Raw genomic sequence first — 19,501 nt, 5'->3', positions numbered from 1 at the left:
GTGGTGAACGATGATGTTGGAGAAAGGAAAAATTTCTGCCTTTCAATTGGGGATCATGATGTATCCGAATGTGTCAGCTACTGCCTTTATTTCCCTGCCAACCATTACGGCCCAATATACCAAAAACGATCTTTGGATGTCGTACATTTTGGCAGCTTTGATGGGCTTGATTCCCATTTATTTGGCTACCAGGTTGCACGAGCTATTTCCTAAGATGACCTTTATCCAATACATCGAACATATTATTGGAAAAATACCCGGGAAAATCTTGGGAATGGTTTACGTTCTGTATTTTGTGCATGTCGGTGGAGTGGCTAGTCGACAGTATGCCGAATTCGTTACGGGCAGTTTTCTGTTTAAGACGCCAATTTTGTTAATTATTTCCTCCATAATCCTGCTTTCCGCTTTTGCCGTACGCGGCGGAGTGGAGCTGTTGGCAAGGAGTGCTGTCATTGTCACTCCTCTTTTTATTTTGCCTTTTTTTTTTCTTTTGCTTCTAATCCCCGATCTGGATGTTAAGAACATGTTCCCCATCTTTAGCCATGGAATTACGCCTATTGTCAAAGGAACATTCCAAGTGTATGCCGCGGTAAGCGATATGTTTATGATGGCATTCTTCCTGCCCTACTTTACGGATTCGGAAAAAGGGAGGAAGTGGGGACTAATTTCGCTCTGTACTGTCATGTTGAGTATAACTTATATTGGGCTAATCACCTTATTTTTGCTTGGGCCAGACACCAGCAACAAAATTAATCCCGTCTTGACGCTCTTCCGCTATATTAGTATTAGCAATTTCTTCGAAAATTTGGAGGTCTTGCTTCTGGCGATGTGGGTACTTGGGAACTTTGTAAGAATTAGCATACTTTACTATGCGGCTGTCCTTTCATTTGGACAATGCTTTCAATTATCGGATTATCGTCCTGCTGTCTTTCCTCTCGGAATTCTTATTGTTGTTTTCAGTATATGGGCCGTACCTAATTATTCGATATTAGGATTTATGGCAAAGACTTTACCTCCTTTCTATAAACCGTTACTCATGACGCTCATCCCTTTGTGTTTGTTCATTGCTGCCGTTTTGCGTAAAAGAAAAATGATTGGTGGAGGAGAGCCGTCTCCATGAAAGTATGCATAAAGTCATTAATCCTGATCCTTCTTATTAGCTTGCTTGGTGGTTGCTGGGATCGTACAGAACTCAATGATTTGGCGCTTATAACCGCGTTAGCGTTCGACAAAGCGGAGAATAACCAGGTTAAAGTGACCGTACAAATCGTCATCCCTCAGGGCCAGGGCGGCGTGGGGATGATGGGTGGCAGTAGTGGCGGTGCGGCAAAAAAGACAACCGTGCGAACAGAAGAACAAGGATTCGATACGGCTGACGCTCTGTCCAAGCTTCAACGGAAAATCCCCCGGAAACTGTTTTGGGGACAATGCAAAATATTTATTTTTAGCGATTCGCTTGCAAAGAAAGGTATTCGGGAACAATTTGATTTTTTGGTTCGTCATCCCCAACCGAGAGAAAGAGCTTTTATGTTTATCAGCAAAGGCCAAGCGGCGGATGCGCTCGAATTATTTCCTCCAATCGAACGTTCCTCGGCGGAAGTACTGCGGAAGTTAACCGAATTGCAAATTGGAATCCGTGTGACCATTGAACAATTGAGCATCATGTTAAAAGGAGATTCCCAAACGGCCGCTCTCCCACTTATTCATATTCTCCCGAGAAATAAATCAGCAGAACCATTCCAAACCATTCCTTACATCTTCGGGACCGCAGTCTTCAAAAAAGACAAGATGGTTGGGGAAATTTCAGAAAAAGTAACTCGGGGTGTGTTGTGGATTAAAAATGAAATTAAAGAATACACAGTTACTTATGAGGCTGGTGAGGCGGAAGGGCTCGTATCCTTAAAACCAGTTAAAGCAAATGTAAGGATGATTCCGAAAATCGAAGGGGAAAAATGGATGATGACCCTAAAAGTGCAGACGGAAGGAGATATCGTACAAAATAATACCCTGATGAATCCTATGAATCCGGACTTGTTAAGTATTATGAACAAGGCATTCGCGAATGACGTGAGAGAACGCATCCAGCTAGCGCTTCAAGAGGTTCAGGAGCGGTTAAAGGTAGACATACTTGGCTTTGCCACCGAATTTCACAGGAAGTACCCTAAGCAATGGGAGAAAAATAAAGACAATTGGGAAGAGTTGTTTCCCAAGGTTGAAGTGAAGCTTGAAATTAAATCGCAGATCCTCAGACCCGGACTTATTAACTCGCCAGGGGGGATGCCTAAAGAAGAGGTAATTGAAAAATGAGATGGAGTTTTTTCAGCGGAGTTACGATCGCCGTACTACTGATCTGTTGGTTTGAATGGCCGAAACTTAAACAAAAGCCGAAACGGGATAAAGCCGTCTTTGTGTCGCTGATTCTCCTCGTTTGGCTATTGTCCATGTTGGATCTGCCCCAAACACCGGGTCCAACAACGCTCCTACAGTTCATCTTTAAACCATTTAAGGGTCTTCTTGAACAATGAGCAAAAAACCTGACGAAAACCGTCAGGTTCTTTATGTATGTTCAATCCCCAAAAAGGAAATCATCATCCGTCAACGCTTCAACGTGAATCGTGCGGACATAACCATTCCCTTTTTTCGAGAAAAAGTCATGCTGCTTCGTCTTCGTGCTCAGACCGTTAAGAACAATCGGATTAATATCCTCTTCTTCGAAAATTGGATCTACGCCAAGGTTCATGAACGCTTTATTCGCATTGTAGCGTAAGAAAGCTTTCACTTCTTCTGCCAAGCCCAAAGTTCCATAGAGACTTTCTGTATAGCTTTCCTCATTGGCATGAAGTTCCTTCAGCAAGGCACACAATGTCTCATACGCCTCATCCTGCTCAGCAGGGCTTAACTCCGCATAAACCTCTTGTGCCAATACACCGATATACAGACCATGAATACTCTCATCGCGTAAAATCAAATCGATGATTTCGCCACTGCTCGTCATTTTACCCTGCCCGGCCAAGTAAAGCGGATAATAGAAGCCGCTATAGAACAAGTAGCTCTCCAGCAAGACAGATGCTGCCATAGCCAAGTATAGCTCTTTAGGTGTTCCAATGTTTTCGTAGAAATGGGAAATCTTGTTTGCTTTGAACTGCAAGTAAGGATTGCGTTCAACCCATAGGAACAGCTCATTGATTTCTTCCGTTGTAGACAACGTGGTGAAAATACTGCTGTAGGACTTCGCATGTATTTGTTCCATCATACCCATGAAGCTTAGCACAGCTTTGCGCTGGAGCCCATCGACATGCTCAAGAATCTTCGGCATGCCAACGCCGCCTTGCATGGTATCGAGCAGCGTAAGGCCACCGAGTACTTTCATGTAAAGTTCACGTTCTGCACCGCTTAACGTGATCCATGACATTTTATCATCAGATAGTGGGATTTCCTCATCTGTCCAGAACTGCATAATATTTTGATTCCAGAAAGTGATCGTAAAATCATCATCGGGACGATTCCAATTCACAGCTTTCCTGGCATTATTTAGGGTAGTGGCCGTACTCATTTATATTCAATCCCCTTCCAAATTACACCGAGCAGCTGACGCATTCCTCAACGGATAGCTGATTCGTTCGCGTGTAGTAGAGCGATTTAAGTCCTTTGTGTGCCGCATAGAGGTATAGTTTAGCAAGTTGTCTAGTCGAAACATCGCTATTTACATGTAAAATGGTTGAAATCCCTTGATCCACATGTGTTTGAATTTCAGCAATAAGATCAAGAATCTTAAACTGATCCATTTGATAAGCAGATTTATAGTAAAAGAAATTATCGCGTGCCATGAAAGGCATCGGATAGTACGTTGTTGAGTTCGCATAAGTTCGAGTCTCGATAGGTTCAACAATCGGCATGACACTCGAAGTTGCATTTTGAATATAGGAAATACTTTGTGTTGGAGCAACGGCCAATCGGTATGCATGATAAAGACCATTGGTTTTTACATCTTCTTTTAACTTAGCCCAGTCGCTTGGTGATGGAATCGGCATTCCCTCAAACAAGGACTTCACTTTATCCGTAAGCGGACGGTAATCCGTCTCCGTGTATCGGTTGAAATAGGCGCCATTCGCATATTCGGATAGCTCAAAGCCTTCAAAGGTTTGCCCCGACGATTTGGCAATTTCCATACTTTTTTCAATCGAATAATAGTTCATAGCCATGAAGAACGTGCGGACGAAATCTTTGGCTTCATCACTCTCATAACTAATTTTATTCTTAGACAAGTAGCCATGAAGATTCATAACACCGAGTCCAACAGAGTGCAGCTCACGGTTTGCTTTGGCAACTCCCGGCGCATTGCAGATCGTCGTCATATCACTAACTGAAGTCAATGCAATCATGCCCTCGTGAACGGTTTCGCGCAGTTTCTTACGATCCATTACGTTTGCAATGTTCATGGAAGCGAGGTTACAGCTGATATCTCTAAGAATAAGATCATCTTGGCCGTAATCGTTGATTTCCGAAGTTTCTTGCAGTTGGAAAATCTCTGTACAGAGATTAGACATTTTAATCGTACCGATACCTTTCAGGGCATGATCCTTGTTGGCATTCGTACGGTTCATCATATATGGATAACCGGATTCCAGTTGGGTAGTCGCAATTTTAACTAGCATGTCACGTGCACTCATGACAACCTTTTTCTTCACTTTCGGATTGGCCAGCAGTTCATCGTACATCTCATCGAGATCGATATCATCCAAATGCTTACCATAGGCTTGCAGTACCGTGTAAGGAGCAAATACATGCAGCGGTTTGTTCTCTTCAGCCAACTTGTAAAACTTGTTCGGTACAATGAGACCGATGGATAGTGTCTTCAAACGAGATTTCTCATCCGCATTAATTTTCTTACTATCTAGGAACTCCATAACGTCCCAGCCGAAAATGTTGTAGTAAGCAGCTCCTGAACCCTTGCGCTGACCCATTTGATCTGCATAGGAGAAAGCATCCTCCATGAGCTTAAGAACCGGCATAATTCCTTTTGCGGCGTTTTCCACACCTTTAATCGTTTCACCGCGACCACGAAGCTTGGACAAGTTCACGGCTACGCCACCGCCAATTTTGGAAAGCTGCATGCAGGTAGCTAGCACGTAGTTAATAGAATTAAGAGAATCGTCCATCTCCAGCAGGAAGCAAGATACCATTTCGCCTCGGCGGCTCTTTCCTGCATTAAGGAACGTCGGTGTCGCTGGTTGCAAGCGTTGTTCCATCATCGAGACAGCAAGAACACGCGCTGTTTCTACGTTCCCACGTCCCAAGTACAAAGCAACAATAGCAACGCGATCCGGGAAATGTTCCAGGTATAAGGACTTGTCATCACTGCGTAAAGCGTAATCCGTATAAAATTTTGAAGCTGCCATGTAGGAGGCGAACTCGAATTGATTATCGTGGGCCACTTGATAAACATCGTTAACTTCATCTTGCGTATATTTCTCATATACGTTCTCGTAATAGTTTTGATCGATCATATAACGAACTTTAGAAGAAGTATCGGGGAAAGTGAGGCTTTTACTGTGGACTTCCTTCATAAAAACTTCAACAGCTTCTTTATCCTTTTCTAGTTGAAAAAAGCCATCCGCTCCGCGTTGCATCAATAAATTATTCAGCTCAATGTGCCGCAATTGCATGTACCCCCTGAACAAATCGTTCTACGTCATTTTTGGTGCCGGATAACTCAAACTTGGTTAACACAGGCACATCGTACTGCTGTGAGATCGTATCTGCGCTTTTGGCAAATCCGTCTCCCCAGTTGCGGTTACCACTTGCTGCTACTCCGATAAGACGAGAGGCATTGCTTTCTAGGAAAGAAGCTACCTTCGGAGGAACTTGACCAAAACCGGTTGTATAGGTAACGAGCACGAAAGGCTCGTCCATCTTCATCGCTTCCTCAATTTGAATCGCTGGCATTTTGAGCTTAGCAATAAATCGGCGAACATTTCCCGTCTTCGAATCGTAAGCAATCAGCATGGGTTTCCGTCTCCTAACACTCTCTTATTCACTATCTAGTACCGCTTATGTAAGTAACCCTATATGTAGTAAACAAATGAATCATTCCGTGCAATCCAAGGTGGAATTCGCCATCGCCTTTCGACAAAATATGCGAATTTCAGAAATACGCATCCTAGGAAAAAGGCGTCAATCATGCGGTTTATAACGGAATTTGATCCTATTTTTTCACAAATTCTAGCAGTTGTGTGTTTCGCTTTTTTTACGATATCTAGTTGATAGATTCAAATTTATATCAATATATTGTGTTTGTCAACGAGCAAAAAGGCACTTTTTGACTAGCAAAATACGTAAACCTAGACAGGGCGTGGCTCGGAAGGCTTTGAAAATATTTTTTCAATTTTGACTTGATTTTTTGAATTTGTCGAATACAAGATTAGGGCTTTCAGCTCACTAGATATTGATCCATTCCATTCCAAATATAGGCTCATTAAGCCGTCTCAGAGTCCGTCTAAGGTCGTTAATAGCGAGGATGCCACATTCCTACCCAGAAACAAAAAAAGCTATTCACACGCACACGAGGGTGCCGTGAATAGCTTGATCTTATTTCTTAACCGTTGCGTTTTTGGAAATCACTCATAAATTCAGCGAGCGCTTTGCATGATGCATAAGGAACAGCATTATACGTAGATGCTCTCAAACCGCCTACACTGCGATGACCCTTCAACCCAACAAATCCGTTATGCTCGGTTTCCTTGATGAACTTCTTCTCCAACTCTTCATCATGCAAACGGAACGTGATGTTCATCGCGGAACGACTGCCCGCATCAACAGGTCCACGGTAGAAACCACCGCTTTGATCGATTGCGCTATAAATTAGACCTGATTTCTCAAGGTTATTTTTCTGAATGACAGCTAGTCCACCTTGTTCCTGTATCCATTTCAATACTAGGTTCATCATGTAGATTGAATACACTGGTGGTGTATTGTACAGAGAATTGTTTTTGCTATGGATTTCGTAGCGAAGCATAGTTGGAATCGCTTTAGGCAGATCTTGTAATAAATCTTCCTTAACAATAACCACAGTTACACCAGAAGGACCTAGATTCTTTTGCGCTCCTGCATAGATCATGCCAAATTTCGAAACATCAACAGGACGGCTCAAGATATCGCTGGACATGTCCCCGATTAACGGTACATTCCCTGTCTCCGGAAAGCTCTGGAACTGAGCGCCTTCAATTGTTTCATTCGAAGTCAGATGCAGATAAGCGGAATCCGGATGAATCTTGATTTCACTCAAGTCCGGAATTTTCATAAATTTCTGTTCTTTCGAGCTTGCTGCGATGGCAACTTCTCCGAACAAGCCTGCTTCCTGAATAGCTTTCTCCGCCCATGCACCTGTAAGCACATAGCTGCCTACTTTACCTGGCTTTAGAAAATTAAGCGGAATCATGGCGAATTGTGTACTTGCGCCACCTTGCAGAAACTGCACTTGGTACCCATCAGGGATGCTGAAAATTTGTTTCAACAGTTGCTGCGTTTCATTATGTACTTGCTCGAACTCCGCGCTGCGGTGAGAAATTTCCATGATGGACATGCCGATGCCTTTAAATTCGACAAGCTCCTCTTGTGCTTTCTGCAGTACTTCGAGCGGTAATGCCGCAGGCCCTGCGTTAAAGTTATAAGCCCTATTTCCCATGAATGACCACACCTTTGCTTTTTTGTATTATCGCTATGATAGCAATATTCTCTTCATGCATCAAGTAAAACCTCAGTTGGCAATGCTAGGAGAAGTACGAAGAAGTGAACAGATTTGGATACAAAAGGAGCCTAATTTACTTATGACATTGCTTGATACAATAGGAGAAAGTTCTACAAACGCTGCGAATTCTGAAAACTCCAACACCTTAAGTTCTACGAACACCTTAAGTTCCACGAACGCACAAAGTTCCACGAACGCCTCAAGTTCCACAAATGCACAAAGTTCCACAACCACTTCAAGCTCCACAAACGCCTCCGAGATGTATCGGCTGTTCGTGGGCATTCAGCTCCCGCAAGACGTCCAGCGGGTGCTAGACATATGGAAAGACAGCATCCAAAAGGTGCTGCCTTTCCATAAATGGACGCATCCGCAGGACGTCCACGTCACGTTAAGCTTCCTCGGCGACGCATCCGCCGAGACAGCCGAAGCACTGGCGGCCGACCTGCGCCAGCTTGCTGCAGCTGTGCTGCCGCTGACCCTGCACGCCGAAGACCTCGGCGTGTTCGGACCTCCGGCGGCGCCGTCGATCCTTTGGGCGGGCCTCGCCGGCGACCTAGACGCGCTGGCTACGCTGCAGCGCGAGGTCGCGGGCGTCTGCGCCCGCCACGGCTTCCCGGCCGAGGCTCGCGCCTATCGGCCGCATCTTACACTAGCCCGCCGCTACCGCGCAGCGGCGGGGCCTTTCAAGCGCTCCGCCCTTGCAGCGGCTGGGGCGCCTGCCGGCGGCTGGCCCGTGTGGCAGGTAGAGGACATCGTCCTCTACCGCAGCCACTTGGGCCGCCTGCCGGCGTACGAGCCGTTAGGTGTGTTCCCTTTTGAGGAACAACATTCTACTTAACACTCTGGAATTAATATCTTGTTTTTGTATAACTTTCAAGAATTCTACAAACAATTGAACGGATTGGATTTGATTTAATAAAAAAGGAGGAACCGATATGTCCGATTGGTTTGAGATTGTTTTACGCACATTATTAGCGGTTCTTGTGCTTTTCGTTATGACGAAATTGTTGGGTAAAAGGCAAGTTTCTCAACTTTCCTTGTTCGAATACATTACCGGTATTACAATTGGTAGTCTTGCGGCTTACATATCAATGGATTTGGATACGGATTGGTATCTAGGTTTGGTATCCTTAGCCGCTTGGGTCGTGTGCTCTTTAGGGATTGAATTTTTGCAGCTAAAAAGTAAAAAAATGCGGGATTTTTTTGATAGTAAAGGAACCGTACTTATTAGAGACGGAAAAGTTTTGGAAGAAAATTTAAAAAAGGAACGACTTACCACCGATGAACTCATGGAGCAATTACGGAAGAGATCGGCATTTAAAGTGGCTGATGTCGAATTTGCGATCATGGAACCGAACGGTGAAATTAATGTTCTATTAACTCGTGATAATCAACCGTTGACTCCAAAACATTTGGGCATCAAAGTCGCACCTGAGAAGGAGCCCCAAGCGGTTATCATGGATGGTGAAATCATGGATGAAGCATTAGCCACCCTCGGTTTTAACCGGGGATGGCTAAAAACCGAATTGGATAAAATAGGGGTGACGATTGAAAATGTATTTCTAGGTCAAGTCGATTCTTACGGCCAGTTGTATGTGGATTTATTTGACGACAAAATCATGGTACCTGTGCCGCAAGAAAAAGCAACCCTGTTTGCAACATTAAAAAAATGCGAAGGCGATCTGATGTTGTTCGGGCTTACTACGAAAAATAAAGCTGCAAAAGAGATGTACGAACAATGCTCGAAGCAAATGGAGGAAATCATCGCACAATTGAAACCCGTCCTTAAGCGGTAAAACCCTTACGCTCTTGGCTAATCGAGCAGCGTCTGCGCTGTATGGTCACGGGCTAGCTCGAACATCCGCTGCAGTTGCTCAGCGGTGTTTCGCTCCACCGAGAGCGGCGGCAGCTCGCTCTCGCCGAAGAACTGGGCGCCGGTCGTTTCCAGACCGGCTTCAAGTGCTTCCCCGCCCACCAGCTCGCACAAGATGAACATCTTGTACACGTGATTTGCCGAGGGTGGGTGCGCGTGGCGCTTCTTATCGAAGACCGCCAGCAATCGCACCGGCTTGACATCATAGCCGGCCTCCTCGCGGGTCTCCTTGACGGCGACCTCCGACGGTGTGAGGCCGATGTCCGCCCAGCCTCCAGGCAAAGCCCAAGCACCGTCGGCTCTTTCCTTCACAAGCAGCAGCTTGTTCTCTCTCAAGACGACGGCCCGAATATCCACTTTCGGCGTCTGATACCCCGTGTCGCTGGCGAACAAAGCCGTCACCTTATCGATCGGTGTCTCTGAGAAATAACTCATCATCTCCACGCTGATCTTGCGCAGCGCCTCGTATCGCTCCAAGTCATAGCCATTCTCACCGTAAGTAAGACCGGCTTGACTAATAGCCTGGATCTCTTTAGCCCATTCCAACCATGGAATATTCATCAATAACCCAACTCCATTTCGATATAAGTCTTAATTCCACTATAAATAGCTACCATCTCCTCAAGCTTCATCCGAACAAGCCCACTAGAAGAGGGACATACATAGTCGATTACACCTTCAACCACAGGATCTTGTTGACTCCCCCAATTCATCCCCCTACGTCCGCTATACTGTTCATATACCCCTTTTCCTACAAAACAGGCAACAATAGGGCGAAAGCTCTGGATCTTTTGTTTCAAAATAAGTCGACCTTCTCGGTATTCCTCAGGCGTAATTTCTGCAGCTGTTAACGAAGGACGAGCCACGATATTCGTAAAGCCATACCCGAGCTTCAGCAGATCCCCGTCCTCTTGAGGTTTATACAGCCGAGGTGTTAATCCCGCTTGGAAAAGGATCCGATAAAAGCGATTGTTCGGATTCGCATAATGATGACCCGTTTCCCCAGATCGTATACTAGGGTTATACCCCACGAAAAGTATCCTTAAATCCTCTTGCAGATGATCCGAAATAGGCTCTATGCTCAACGTCAAAGCACCTCCACCAGCACGACGATTTTTTTGTCTTTTTCAATAGGTTACCATGAACGACTAAAAACAAAAAGCCGAAGCATCAGCCCCGGCTATACAGCTATATAAATTTTAAAGACTCGTATGATTTGCCTAAAATAGCCGTGGTATCACCTTTTAACCATTTATCAATAAGAGTGCTGTATACGCAGCGGAAATCAACCTCATACTTCAAATCACCATTGTCCAAATTGCTCAGGCTCGGGTAAGCTCCATAGAGACCGCCATTCACCTTGCCTCCAATCACAAACATCGGAGCTGCCGTTCCATGGTCTGTTCCGCCGCTTCCGTTCTCCTTAACCCTCCGCCCAAACTCCGAAAACATCATCACTACAACACGGTCCTGCAGTCCTTGCGCCTCCAAGTCTTTGTAGAACGCTGTCAGACCTTCGTCGACCTGAGTCAGCACTTTGGCATGCTGGACCTTCTCATCGGCATGATCATCGAAACCGCCGATCTGCACATTGAAAATTCTTGTGCCCGATTTACCGGCCAGCAGCTTGGATACTAATTGAAGATCCCTTGCAAAATTAGTTTTCGGATACTCCACTTTATTCGCATAGGTAGCCGTTAAAGCTTGAATCGCTTCAACACTTTTGAAGGCCTCATATCCACGCCCTGATACGACACGCAGCTGTTCCCTCTGATTCTGTACACCATACATCTCCAAGAATGCTTTGGTGATCCGATTTTTGTCCATCATCGCTGTTTTCGGATCAATCAGATGATACGTTTCTAAAGATTGGATAACGGGAAAGCTCATTTTCTCCGAAGCAAAAGCCTTGCCCCCTGCGCCAATCTGAATAGCTTTGAGCGGATTGCTGCTATCTCGCAAAGAAGACTCTGCATAGCGTGCAAGCCAACCGCTCCGACTCATCTTCGCAGGCTCGGCTGTCTGCCAAATTTCCATAGAGCGGAAATGAGAGTGATCAGGTCCAGGATATCCAACTCCCTGAACGACAGCCATTTTCCCAAGTTTATAAAGTGCAGCGAGGCCAACTAAACTCGGATGCAAGCCTACTTGATTATCTAACGCAAGCACATCCTTCTGCTGGTAAGCCAGCGTTGGCCGCGCATCATAGTAAATCCCTTGTCCATAAGGGATTAGCGTATTAATGCCATCATTCCCGCCACTTAACTGCACAACAACAAGCACAGGTTCATCAACATTATAGTCAACACCGCCAGCAAAAATCGATTTTCCTGTTGCTGTAAATAAAGCCCCGCCTAGGCCTAAAGTCGCAAACATGGCTGTACCTTTCAGCAGAAAATCCCTTCGCGATAATTTCATTTTTCTCACCCCTTGCTATTTCATTTGAGCTTCCGGGCTAATCAGCACTAATTGAAGCAAGCCTCTCAATCCCGCATTTTTTTGCTTTGTATGTATAATGGTATCGTCTGCGTATGCACGTAAACCCTGCAATGTCTTATCCGATAAATCCGTGATTCCCATACGCTGACTCCACATTTTCACCCATTCTTCCGGACGCTCCTGTTGTTCAGGTGTATACTCTGCCGATAAGAGCACCTTGCCGTTTAGCTGCTTGGCGATGGACTCGGCAAACTGATACCTTGATAATAAGGAGCTTGTATTCAGCCATGAGGCGCCTCCTCTCCAACCTGCAACATCCGGCGGGGAATATAGCTCCTGTCCCATCTTCCTCATCGCTTGTGCATGCCCCTTCGAAACAGTTAGCTTACAGCATTTGAGAATACCTGCAACATAGTCCGCCGGTGTTTTGATGAGAGATAACCGCAATTTCTCCCCATAGAATTCATCGGATAGGAATAGTTCTTGCAGCACTTCCCCTACAGTAGCTTTATCTGATATAGATTCAGCAACTTTTTGAATCCAAATTTCGGACGGGCTGTCCGTAGCAAAATATTTGAGCAGCTTTGTAGCAAGAAAGATCGGCAGCGTTTTTTGATGGAAAACAATTTCAATCACATCATCCGAATCCAGCTTTCCGGTTTCTTCAAGAAGTGTTTTCGTATCATTGTCGTGTTGTTTGGGATTATAGCCTACTTTATTTCCCTTCTTATCATAGGTCCAACCCGTGAAAGCGCGCGCTGCTTCCTTCACATCAGTCTCTGTATAGTGACCTATACCAAGCGTGAATAGCTCCATGGCTTCTCGGGCATAATTCTCATTCGGTTTACCTTTTTTATTCCGATTCACATCTAGCCAAATCATCATAGCTGGATCTTTGCCAATGGCAAGTACGAGTTCTTTGAAATTTCCTAGTGCATATTTGCGAAAAAGTGTATTTTGTTGAACCATTAACGTGACATCGTTAACCTTGTAATTCGCCGTTGCAAAATGTCCATGCCAGAACAAAGTCATCTTCTCAATGAGCGGCGCACTGGAATAGACCATTCTATATAACCAGTACATTTGTTGATCGGCTAATTGCAGCGGATCTAATGATTTCTTACCATCACCGGTTAGTTGATCAAATGGGGTTAGCGATGGCGCTTGATCGTTCAACGCTTCTCCGGCAATAAGACGTCTCACCGTTTCCTCACGACCAAGTGCCATACAAGCAGTAACTTCTTCCCCAGTGGAACCAAATCCAGCTCGATGTAATAAATGAACGACTTCCTTGTGAGTCCATGGTACTCCCATGATCTCCCCCCTCGCCCTTTTTTCCAAACTGTACCACATAAATGTGTCAAAAGTGTGTAAAAAAAAGATAGAGTCCTCAGAAAATATCTGAATCTCTATCCATGAACCTATTAATGAGAAGCCCTAGCTTGGATCAAAAGAAGATCATAAGTGACAGAGATGCCTCCCTGTATGCTGAACTTATCTTCGTATGCCTTGTACATGCCTGCGAACAGCCTTCGCGAGCTGAGACCCTGCGTAGGAGCAGCTTCCGAAGTGCTAGCTCCCATTGCTTTAACCGAAAGTAGAAAGTCTCTTACGGAAGCATACGTTTCTTTTTGAATCAAACGCTCTTTGTTGATACTTGAAAATCCTGCTTCCATGAGCGAGTTTTCCCACTGAGCATCGGATTGAAACGATAGTCCGTGCCGCTGTGGTTCCATGCCATTAGTTCGATACACTTCATTAAATGACTGATGCAGTTCATAAAATGTTTCCGTCCCGAATGTTGTGAACACCAGTAAGCCTCCAGGACGAAGCATCTGCCGAAGGTGACGTAACGTTTGCTTCGGATTTATAAGCCATTGAAAGCAGGCATTTGAGACAATGAGGTCAAACGAGGCTTCTTGTGCATCTGCCGACCACCTTTCTACATCGGCATGAATAAAGCTTAATCGATCCCGTTGACTATTGCTGATAGCTGAATGGCTTGCCACGCCTGATCGGACACGTTGCTCCGCCACTTTGATCATTTCAGGTGCAATATCTAGTGCAATAATAGACGCTTTGGAACATTCGTTAACTAGAATTTCGGTCAGAGTACCCGTGCCACAGCCAATCTCAAGAATGTTAGACGTCTCTATAACTTCTTCGCCCTTCCAAGCGATGAGAAATTTGGCAAGCTGCTCTGCCATAATGCGCTGCACATTGGCGTGAACATCATACGAACCCGCTGAACTCCGGTTAAATTGACGCTCAATATTCGTTACCCTACTGCTCATCCCACCATCGCCTCAGTTCCTCAGCTATCTCATTTTCTCTTCCCAAAAACGGCACATGCCCGCTGCCCGGTATGGAAAGCAACTCTGCTTGAGGCAATTGTGCTGCAAGCTCATCTGCAGCATTGTAAGGACAAATCTTATCCTCCGTTCCGTGAACAAGAAGAACCGGACATTTAATTTCCGGCAGGCCAGACAAGATTTCCTCACTTCGCAAAATCTGGAGACCGGCAATTAGTGCCGGAGTTTTCCAGCTGCTAAGGAGAGGAAATCTTTTGCTAAGACCTGCCTCCCTTTCTGCTTCCGTAAACATAGCCTGCCGAAATTTTATTTCAACGCCCTGTGGGTCCTTCTTAAGTCCTGTAATCATCTGCCTAACGTAGGCATCTGCCCAGCCACGGTCCAATTCTTCCTTAGAACGGGTAAAACGAGCTGTGGCCGCAAACAACACCAGGCCATCAGCAAAACCTTTAACCGCTAGCCTCAACGCCAGTAATCCGCCGAGCGACCAACCTCCGATCAATAGCGGACCATGTGAAGCCTTCTTATACTCTGTTGTTATCAAATTTTCTACTGCCGTTTCCGTAAGCAGTAGCATTTTCTCCGGAGAATCGGCATCACTGTAAACTACGGAAACATGATGAAAATCCGGCAATAACTCGCGAAGTCGATCGAAAACCGTATCCGGCATGCTCCAACCGGTCAGCCATAAGATGGTGCCGCTTGTCGATGCAATCATAGTCTTAGCACTCCTAGTTGAAGTCCGATAGTACGGATTCGTGCGGCGGCAGCGATCAATTCCTTATCCGTATGAGCGGCTGACAATGAAAAGCGGATACGCGCTGTACCATCAGGCACAGTAGGTGGACGGATAGCAACCGCCGCTATCCCTTCATCTTCAAGAGCATTACTGAAACGCAGTGCCATATCATTATCGCCGATGATTATCGGTACAATTGGAGAATCGCCGGCACCGACATCAAATCCTGCCGCGCTAAGCGAGGACCGAAAAAGCATAATAGCCTCGTGAAGCCGTTCACGGCGCCAGTGCTCTGTCTGTACTAAATCTAATGCTTTTGTAATGCCAGCAACTAGAGTAGGAGGCAGCGCTGTTGAATAGATGAGCGGCCTTGCCTTATTTATCAGCCAACGAATGAGTGTGCGGCTACCGCATACATAGGCGCCATACACTCCGAAAGATTTACTGAACGTTCCCATATGGACATCCACTTCATCCCACACCCCGAGCTCATGGCACAATCCCTCGCCGCGCCCCCCGTATATCCCCCCACTGTGTGCCTCGTCCACCATCAACATCGCCCCGTATTCGTGTTTGAGCAGAACGAGTTCATGCAAAGGTGCCTGATCACCATCCATGGAGAAGACGGCATCTGTAACGATCAGCTTTCGCTGTTTATCACGGTACTTATTCAATAAGAAACGCAAATGTTCCATATCGTTATGACGATACCGGGCGAGCTCCGCACGGCTCAATATCGTACCGTCCACTATGCTGGCATGGTTTAACTGATCGCTGAAAACAACATCACCTCGCCTTACTAGCGCACTAATAACACCAGAATTCGCCATATATCCATTTGCAAAAACAAGCGCTGCTTCGCAGTTCTGCCAATCGGATAGTGCTTCTTCAAGTCGGCCATAAGCCAATCGGTTGCCTGTCACAAGGCGCGAAGCACCAGAGCCTGCACCTTCGATGAGAAGCGCTTCGCGCATCACTTCAATAATGCTGGGATGTTGGGAGAGTCCCAGATAGTCATTGGAAGACAAGTTGAGCAGCGCGCGTTCTCCACGAACCGTATAGCCAGGACATTTTGGGATCGAGCTGCATGCACGTAAGGAACGCATCAACGAGGCGTCCGCTATTGCCTCGAGTTCTTTTTCCATCCAATTCATGTCGGCACCACCTTAAAGGGCACTTAATTCAATCTCAAATCCCAAATCTTCAATCATCTGATGATCCGCTCCAACATCTTGGCCTGCTGTTGTTAAATAATCACCAACAAATAGTGAGTTTGCAGCGTACAGTGATAGCGGCTGCAGAGTACGGAGGTTGACCTCACGACCGCCCGCTACTCGGATTTCTTTAGACGGACAGATGAAACGGAACAGGGCCAGTACCTTCAAAGCTTTCATAGACAGCGTGCGGCCTGCATGTTCCAACGGGGTCCCCGGAATCGCATTCAGGAAATTAATAGGAATCGAATCCGCATCGATCTCGCGGAGTGCATAAGCCATTTCAACAATTTCCTGATTGGTCTCGCCCATGCCGATAATGACACCGGAGCAGGGAGACATGCCGTGTTTCTTTACTTTTTCCACCGTTTCAACACGTTGGTCGTAGGTATGAGTCGTGGTGATAGATGTGTAATTGGCTTTGCTGGTATTTAAGTTGTGGTTATATCGATGTACGCCCGCTTCTGCAAGACGTTCAGCTTGCTCGTCCTTCAGAATGCCCAGACATGCGCAAATTTTTAGCGGCATCGTTTCACGGATTTCTCTGACCGCATCCACCACTTGATCTAGTTCCTTGTCTGTCGGACCTTTTCCGGCTGCTACAATGCAATAAGTTCCTGCTTTGCGTGCCATGGCTTCACGTGCGCCTGCAAGCAACGTGTCTTTATCAAGCAGGGTGTATTTTTTAACCGGTGCCGTAGAAACGATGGATTGTGAGCAATAGCCGCAGTCCTCGGGGCAAAGGCCGCTTTTGGCGTTGATGATCATATTCAGCTTCACTTTTTTACCGTAAAAATGTTTTCTCACTTTAAAAGCAGCCTGCAGCAAGGGCAGTACCTCATCATTGTCAGCTTCGAGCACAGATAGCCCTTCCTCTAACGTTAAACATTCCCCATTCAACGCTTTTTTGGCAAACGCTTGCCACTCCATATCGGCAGCAATAATTTCCATCACTTTCATCCTCCTTAGTGCTTTCGTAGGAAAGCTTTCTCGTAAACATTTGCTATAGATTAAATTTCAAAGCCTGTCTGATGGGTGCGAGTTGTATTGTTTTTTGTATGGTATGTATCAAGGTTTCTGGACTCACATCCGTGTGCATACGGGGAAATCGACCGAGGACCTTAAGGCCGCTGTATTGCTCGATAAGTTCCGCATTCGTATCCGCGCTCGGATCGTCATGCCGCTCCGTTAATTCACCGTCATTCATTATGACGCCTACAATCGGGATTGCATGATGCCGCAGAAATGATGCAGTCAAAAGCGTGTGGTTAATCGTGCCGAGGCTGGAACGGGCTACAATTAGAGCCGGTATATGAAGCTCTGAAATCAAGTCCACTACGAGAGTATCATCGGTCAGCGGAACTGCGACACCGCCTGCACCTTCAATGAGCAGCGCTTCATAACGTTTAGTGAGCGGTTCACCAGCGGCGATTAGCTCCTTCAGCGTAAAGGTCACACCAGCATGCTTTGCGGCGAGCATCGGAGTAAGTGGAGCTTCAAATGTAAATGGCGCCACTGCCTCTGGCCTCTCATTGATTCCCGTGCTTTGCAGCAGCCGTTCAGCATCGGTAACTCCGCTTCCAAGGAGTGCACCGGACTGCACCGGCTTCCATACACCTGCGTTCAGTCCTTCGGCGCGAAGCGCACCGGTGATGGCTGCCGTCACAATTGTCTTCCCGACGCCGGTGTCTGTGCCTGTCACAAATAATCCGCGCATCGATCCCATGTTGACTTTGTTCATGAAATTGCGCTGCCTTCCGTGACGTCAACAATCGCTTCAGCCAAAATATCTGTCATCGATTCAAGTTCAGCTTCTGTGCTGACAAGCGGAGGGATGAAGACAATTACATTGCCGAGCGGCCTCGTTAGCATCCCGATCTCTCTGGCCCTCATGCTCGTACGAACGCCGATTCGTTCTACCCAATCGTAAGGCTCACGTGAATTTTTATCGCGTACGAGCTCGATTCCGATCATTAATCCCTTTTGCCGGATGTCACCAATATGCGGTCGTTCCTTAAGCACTGCGAGCTTATTCTCGACATAGGACGCCTTAGCCCTAACTCCTTCAATGATGTTGCGCTCTTCAAACAGCTTCAAACTGGCCAAAGCAACGGCACAGCCAAGTGGGTTCCCCGTGTAGGAATGACCGTGAAAAAATGTTTTCTGCTCTTGGTAATCCGCATAAAACGCAGTGTAAATCTCGTCCGTTGCAAGTGTCGCTGCCACAGGCAAATAGCCGCCGGTCAGCCCCTTCCCTACCACCATCAAATCAGGTGATACATTTTCGAGATCACAGGCGAACATAGCGCCCGTACGACCAAAGCCAGTTGCCACCTCGTCGGCGATAAGCAGTACGTCATACTTGCGGCAGAGCGCAGCCATCTCACGTAAACAGCCAGGTGGCATAACAATAATCCCGCTGGCCCCTTGCACAATCGGCTCCACAATGAGAGCCGCGATCTCATCTGCACTCGTCTCGAGCAAATTGCGCAATGCGGTTAGCGTAGCTTCCAATGCTTCTGCCGCACCACCTTCATGGCGATAAGCGTAGGGATATGGAATAACGTGCGAAGGAAACAGCATGGGGCGGAACACATCATGATACAGCGGTATCGCACCTACACTAACCGCGCCAATTGTATCTCCGTGGTACGCTTGATTCATCGTAATAAACGTCGTTTTCCCCCGTGCTCCCTGGTTGTGCCAGTATTGAAATGCCATTTTGATCGCAATCTCGACACCTGTTGCTCCTGAATCCGAATAAAATACTTTGTTTAATCCTTTCGGAGCGATCCCTACCAGCTTCTCTGCAAGTTCGATCGCCGGTATATTGGCCATTCCTAAAAGGGTAGAGTGGGCTACTCGCCCTAACTGATCCGTAATCGCTTGATTTAACTCCGGTACGTTGTGTCCGTGTACGTTAAGCCAAACTGATGAAAAACCGTCGTAATACGCTCTTCCCTGGACGTCATAAAGCCTGATACCTTCGCCGCGTTCGATAATGAGAGGATCAGCGTTGTTGTAGTCTTTCATCTGAGTAAAAGGATGCCATAAGTACGACTTATTCATTGCAGCAAGATGTTCGTAATGCGTTGTCACAAATGATCACCATCCGTATATTTAATTGTCAACTTAAAATCGTGTTTTAGGTTGACAATCGATTGTGGTTATCTTAGC

Annotated in this window: 19 protein-coding genes; 5 read left to right on the top strand and 14 right to left on the bottom strand. The window is 46.2% G+C overall.

The window, feature by feature from the left end; all coding sequences use genetic code 11:
- Positions 1 to 10: 10 nt before the first annotated feature.
- The 3 genes from AC58UU_RS10500 to AC58UU_RS10490 are packed head-to-tail and all read left to right on the top strand — an operon-like array spanning position 11 to position 2,525.
- Positions 11 to 1,120 (top strand): GerAB/ArcD/ProY family transporter, encoded by a 1,110-nt coding sequence (locus tag AC58UU_RS10500; protein ID WP_497315319.1) that lies wholly within the window; start codon positions 11 to 13, stop codon positions 1,118 to 1,120.
- Entirely contained in the window at positions 1,117 to 2,307 is a 1,191-nt protein-coding gene (locus tag AC58UU_RS10495; protein ID WP_497315317.1) for a Ger(x)C family spore germination protein, read from the top strand. Before AC58UU_RS10500 ends, AC58UU_RS10495 begins: the two co-directional genes overlap by 4 nt.
- Positions 2,304 to 2,525, top strand: a complete 222-nt coding sequence (locus tag AC58UU_RS10490; RefSeq protein WP_497315315.1) for a hypothetical protein — start codon at positions 2,304 to 2,306, stop codon at positions 2,523 to 2,525. The genes AC58UU_RS10495 and AC58UU_RS10490 overlap by 4 nt, the downstream gene beginning before the upstream one ends.
- A gap of 41 nt (positions 2,526 to 2,566) precedes the next feature.
- On the opposite strand, the gene nrdF is transcribed toward AC58UU_RS10490, so the two are convergent.
- The 4 genes from nrdF to serC form a co-directional block, all read right to left on the bottom strand.
- Positions 2,567 to 3,553, bottom strand: coding sequence for a class 1b ribonucleoside-diphosphate reductase subunit beta (gene nrdF, locus AC58UU_RS10485; protein ID WP_497315313.1), 987 nt, complete (start codon positions 3,551 to 3,553; stop codon positions 2,567 to 2,569).
- Positions 3,554 to 3,575: 22 nt separating this feature from the next.
- Positions 3,576 to 5,660 carry a class 1b ribonucleoside-diphosphate reductase subunit alpha gene (nrdE, locus tag AC58UU_RS10480; RefSeq protein ID WP_497315311.1) on the bottom strand — a complete coding sequence of 695 codons (2,085 nt, stop codon included), beginning with the start codon at positions 5,658 to 5,660 and terminating at the stop codon, positions 3,576 to 3,578.
- Entirely contained in the window at positions 5,647 to 6,006 is a 360-nt protein-coding gene (gene nrdI, locus AC58UU_RS10475) for a class Ib ribonucleoside-diphosphate reductase assembly flavoprotein NrdI (RefSeq protein ID WP_047677314.1), read from the bottom strand. The genes nrdE and nrdI overlap by 14 nt, the downstream gene beginning before the upstream one ends.
- Before the next feature lie 589 nt (positions 6,007 to 6,595).
- Positions 6,596 to 7,684, bottom strand: a complete 1,089-nt coding sequence (gene serC / locus AC58UU_RS10470) for a 3-phosphoserine/phosphohydroxythreonine transaminase (RefSeq protein ID WP_497315309.1) — start codon at positions 7,682 to 7,684, stop codon at positions 6,596 to 6,598.
- On the opposite strand from serC, the gene thpR reads away from it, so the two are divergent.
- Both thpR and AC58UU_RS10460 read left to right on the top strand, forming a co-directional pair.
- Complete coding sequence (gene thpR, locus AC58UU_RS10465; protein WP_497315307.1) at positions 7,683 to 8,585, top strand: RNA 2',3'-cyclic phosphodiesterase; 903 nt, start codon at positions 7,683 to 7,685, stop codon at positions 8,583 to 8,585. The two genes, serC and thpR, sit on opposite strands and share 2 nt — an antisense overlap.
- 97 nt (positions 8,586 to 8,682) lie before the next feature.
- On the top strand, positions 8,683 to 9,543 hold the full coding sequence (locus AC58UU_RS10460) for a DUF421 domain-containing protein (RefSeq protein WP_497315305.1): 861 nt from the start codon (positions 8,683 to 8,685) through the stop codon (positions 9,541 to 9,543).
- 17 nt (positions 9,544 to 9,560) lie between these two features.
- Here AC58UU_RS10460 and AC58UU_RS10455 read toward each other — a convergent pair whose 3' ends face one another.
- The 10 genes from AC58UU_RS10455 to bioA form a co-directional block, all read right to left on the bottom strand.
- Positions 9,561 to 10,181: an NUDIX hydrolase gene (locus tag AC58UU_RS10455; protein WP_497315303.1), complete on the bottom strand. Its 621-nt coding sequence runs from the start codon at positions 10,179 to 10,181 to the stop codon at positions 9,561 to 9,563.
- The gene (locus AC58UU_RS10450; RefSeq protein ID WP_497315574.1) at positions 10,181 to 10,699 is read right to left on the bottom strand and encodes a mismatch-specific DNA-glycosylase; all 519 of its coding nucleotides are present in this window, start codon (positions 10,697 to 10,699) and stop codon (positions 10,181 to 10,183) included. Before AC58UU_RS10450 ends, AC58UU_RS10455 begins: the two co-directional genes overlap by 1 nt.
- Before the next feature lie 109 nt (positions 10,700 to 10,808).
- Positions 10,809 to 12,038: a DUF1501 domain-containing protein gene (locus AC58UU_RS10445; RefSeq protein WP_497315301.1), complete on the bottom strand. Its 1,230-nt coding sequence runs from the start codon at positions 12,036 to 12,038 to the stop codon at positions 10,809 to 10,811.
- A gap of 15 nt (positions 12,039 to 12,053) precedes the next feature.
- Entirely contained in the window at positions 12,054 to 13,373 is a 1,320-nt protein-coding gene (locus tag AC58UU_RS10440) for a DUF1800 domain-containing protein (protein ID WP_497315300.1), read from the bottom strand.
- A gap of 110 nt (positions 13,374 to 13,483) precedes the next feature.
- On the bottom strand, positions 13,484 to 14,353 hold the full coding sequence (gene bioC / locus AC58UU_RS10435) for a malonyl-ACP O-methyltransferase BioC (RefSeq protein WP_497315298.1): 870 nt from the start codon (positions 14,351 to 14,353) through the stop codon (positions 13,484 to 13,486).
- A complete protein-coding gene (locus AC58UU_RS10430) occupies positions 14,343 to 15,089 on the bottom strand; it encodes an alpha/beta hydrolase (protein ID WP_497315296.1) in 747 nt (248 codons plus the stop codon). The genes bioC and AC58UU_RS10430 overlap by 11 nt, the downstream gene beginning before the upstream one ends.
- Complete coding sequence (bioF, locus tag AC58UU_RS10425) at positions 15,086 to 16,264, bottom strand: 8-amino-7-oxononanoate synthase (RefSeq protein ID WP_497315294.1); 1,179 nt, start codon at positions 16,262 to 16,264, stop codon at positions 15,086 to 15,088. The genes AC58UU_RS10430 and bioF overlap by 4 nt, the downstream gene beginning before the upstream one ends.
- A gap of 12 nt (positions 16,265 to 16,276) precedes the next feature.
- On the bottom strand, positions 16,277 to 17,254 hold the full coding sequence (gene bioB, locus AC58UU_RS10420) for a biotin synthase BioB (protein ID WP_497315572.1): 978 nt from the start codon (positions 17,252 to 17,254) through the stop codon (positions 16,277 to 16,279).
- Between the two features lie 73 nt (positions 17,255 to 17,327).
- Positions 17,328 to 18,065: a dethiobiotin synthase gene (gene bioD, locus AC58UU_RS10415; protein WP_497315292.1), complete on the bottom strand. Its 738-nt coding sequence runs from the start codon at positions 18,063 to 18,065 to the stop codon at positions 17,328 to 17,330.
- Entirely contained in the window at positions 18,062 to 19,393 is a 1,332-nt protein-coding gene (bioA, locus tag AC58UU_RS10410) for an adenosylmethionine--8-amino-7-oxononanoate transaminase (protein ID WP_497315570.1), read from the bottom strand. Before bioA ends, bioD begins: the two co-directional genes overlap by 4 nt.
- Positions 19,394 to 19,501 lie beyond the last annotated feature (108 nt).

Source organism: Paenibacillus sp. JT22N1, assembly GCF_059692155.1.
Note: the sequence above shows the minus strand (reverse complement) of the source record. Positions and strands in the feature narration are given on the sequence as shown.

Bases quoted from the DNA above. Each gene is read 5' to 3' on its own strand.
- bioF (WP_497315294.1), bottom strand. From the start codon at position 16,264: ATGAATTGGATGGAAAAAGAACTCGAGGCAATAGCGGACGCCTCGTTG.
- thpR (WP_497315307.1), top strand. From the start codon at position 7,683: ATGAATGACCACACCTTTGCTTTTTTGTATTATCGCTATGATAGCAAT.
- bioB (WP_497315572.1), bottom strand. From the start codon at position 17,254: ATGGAGTGGCAAGCGTTTGCCAAAAAAGCGTTGAATGGGGAATGTTTA.
- AC58UU_RS10490 (WP_497315315.1), top strand. From the start codon at position 2,304: ATGAGATGGAGTTTTTTCAGCGGAGTTACGATCGCCGTACTACTGATC.
- nrdI (WP_047677314.1), bottom strand. From the start codon at position 6,006: ATGCTGATTGCTTACGATTCGAAGACGGGAAATGTTCGCCGATTTATT.
- bioD (WP_497315292.1), bottom strand. From the start codon at position 18,065: ATGAACAAAGTCAACATGGGATCGATGCGCGGATTATTTGTGACAGGC.
- serC (WP_497315309.1), bottom strand. From the start codon at position 7,684: ATGGGAAATAGGGCTTATAACTTTAACGCAGGGCCTGCGGCATTACCG.
- AC58UU_RS10500 (WP_497315319.1), top strand. From the start codon at position 11: ATGATGTTGGAGAAAGGAAAAATTTCTGCCTTTCAATTGGGGATCATG.
- AC58UU_RS10495 (WP_497315317.1), top strand. From the start codon at position 1,117: ATGAAAGTATGCATAAAGTCATTAATCCTGATCCTTCTTATTAGCTTG.
- bioA (WP_497315570.1), bottom strand. From the start codon at position 19,393: ATGAATAAGTCGTACTTATGGCATCCTTTTACTCAGATGAAAGACTAC.
- AC58UU_RS10440 (WP_497315300.1), bottom strand. From the start codon at position 13,373: ATGGGAGTACCATGGACTCACAAGGAAGTCGTTCATTTATTACATCGA.
- AC58UU_RS10430 (WP_497315296.1), bottom strand. From the start codon at position 15,089: ATGATTGCATCGACAAGCGGCACCATCTTATGGCTGACCGGTTGGAGC.
- bioC (WP_497315298.1), bottom strand. From the start codon at position 14,353: ATGAGCAGTAGGGTAACGAATATTGAGCGTCAATTTAACCGGAGTTCA.
- AC58UU_RS10460 (WP_497315305.1), top strand. From the start codon at position 8,683: ATGTCCGATTGGTTTGAGATTGTTTTACGCACATTATTAGCGGTTCTT.
- AC58UU_RS10455 (WP_497315303.1), bottom strand. From the start codon at position 10,181: ATGAATATTCCATGGTTGGAATGGGCTAAAGAGATCCAGGCTATTAGT.
- AC58UU_RS10445 (WP_497315301.1), bottom strand. From the start codon at position 12,038: ATGAAATTATCGCGAAGGGATTTTCTGCTGAAAGGTACAGCCATGTTT.
- nrdF (WP_497315313.1), bottom strand. From the start codon at position 3,553: ATGAGTACGGCCACTACCCTAAATAATGCCAGGAAAGCTGTGAATTGG.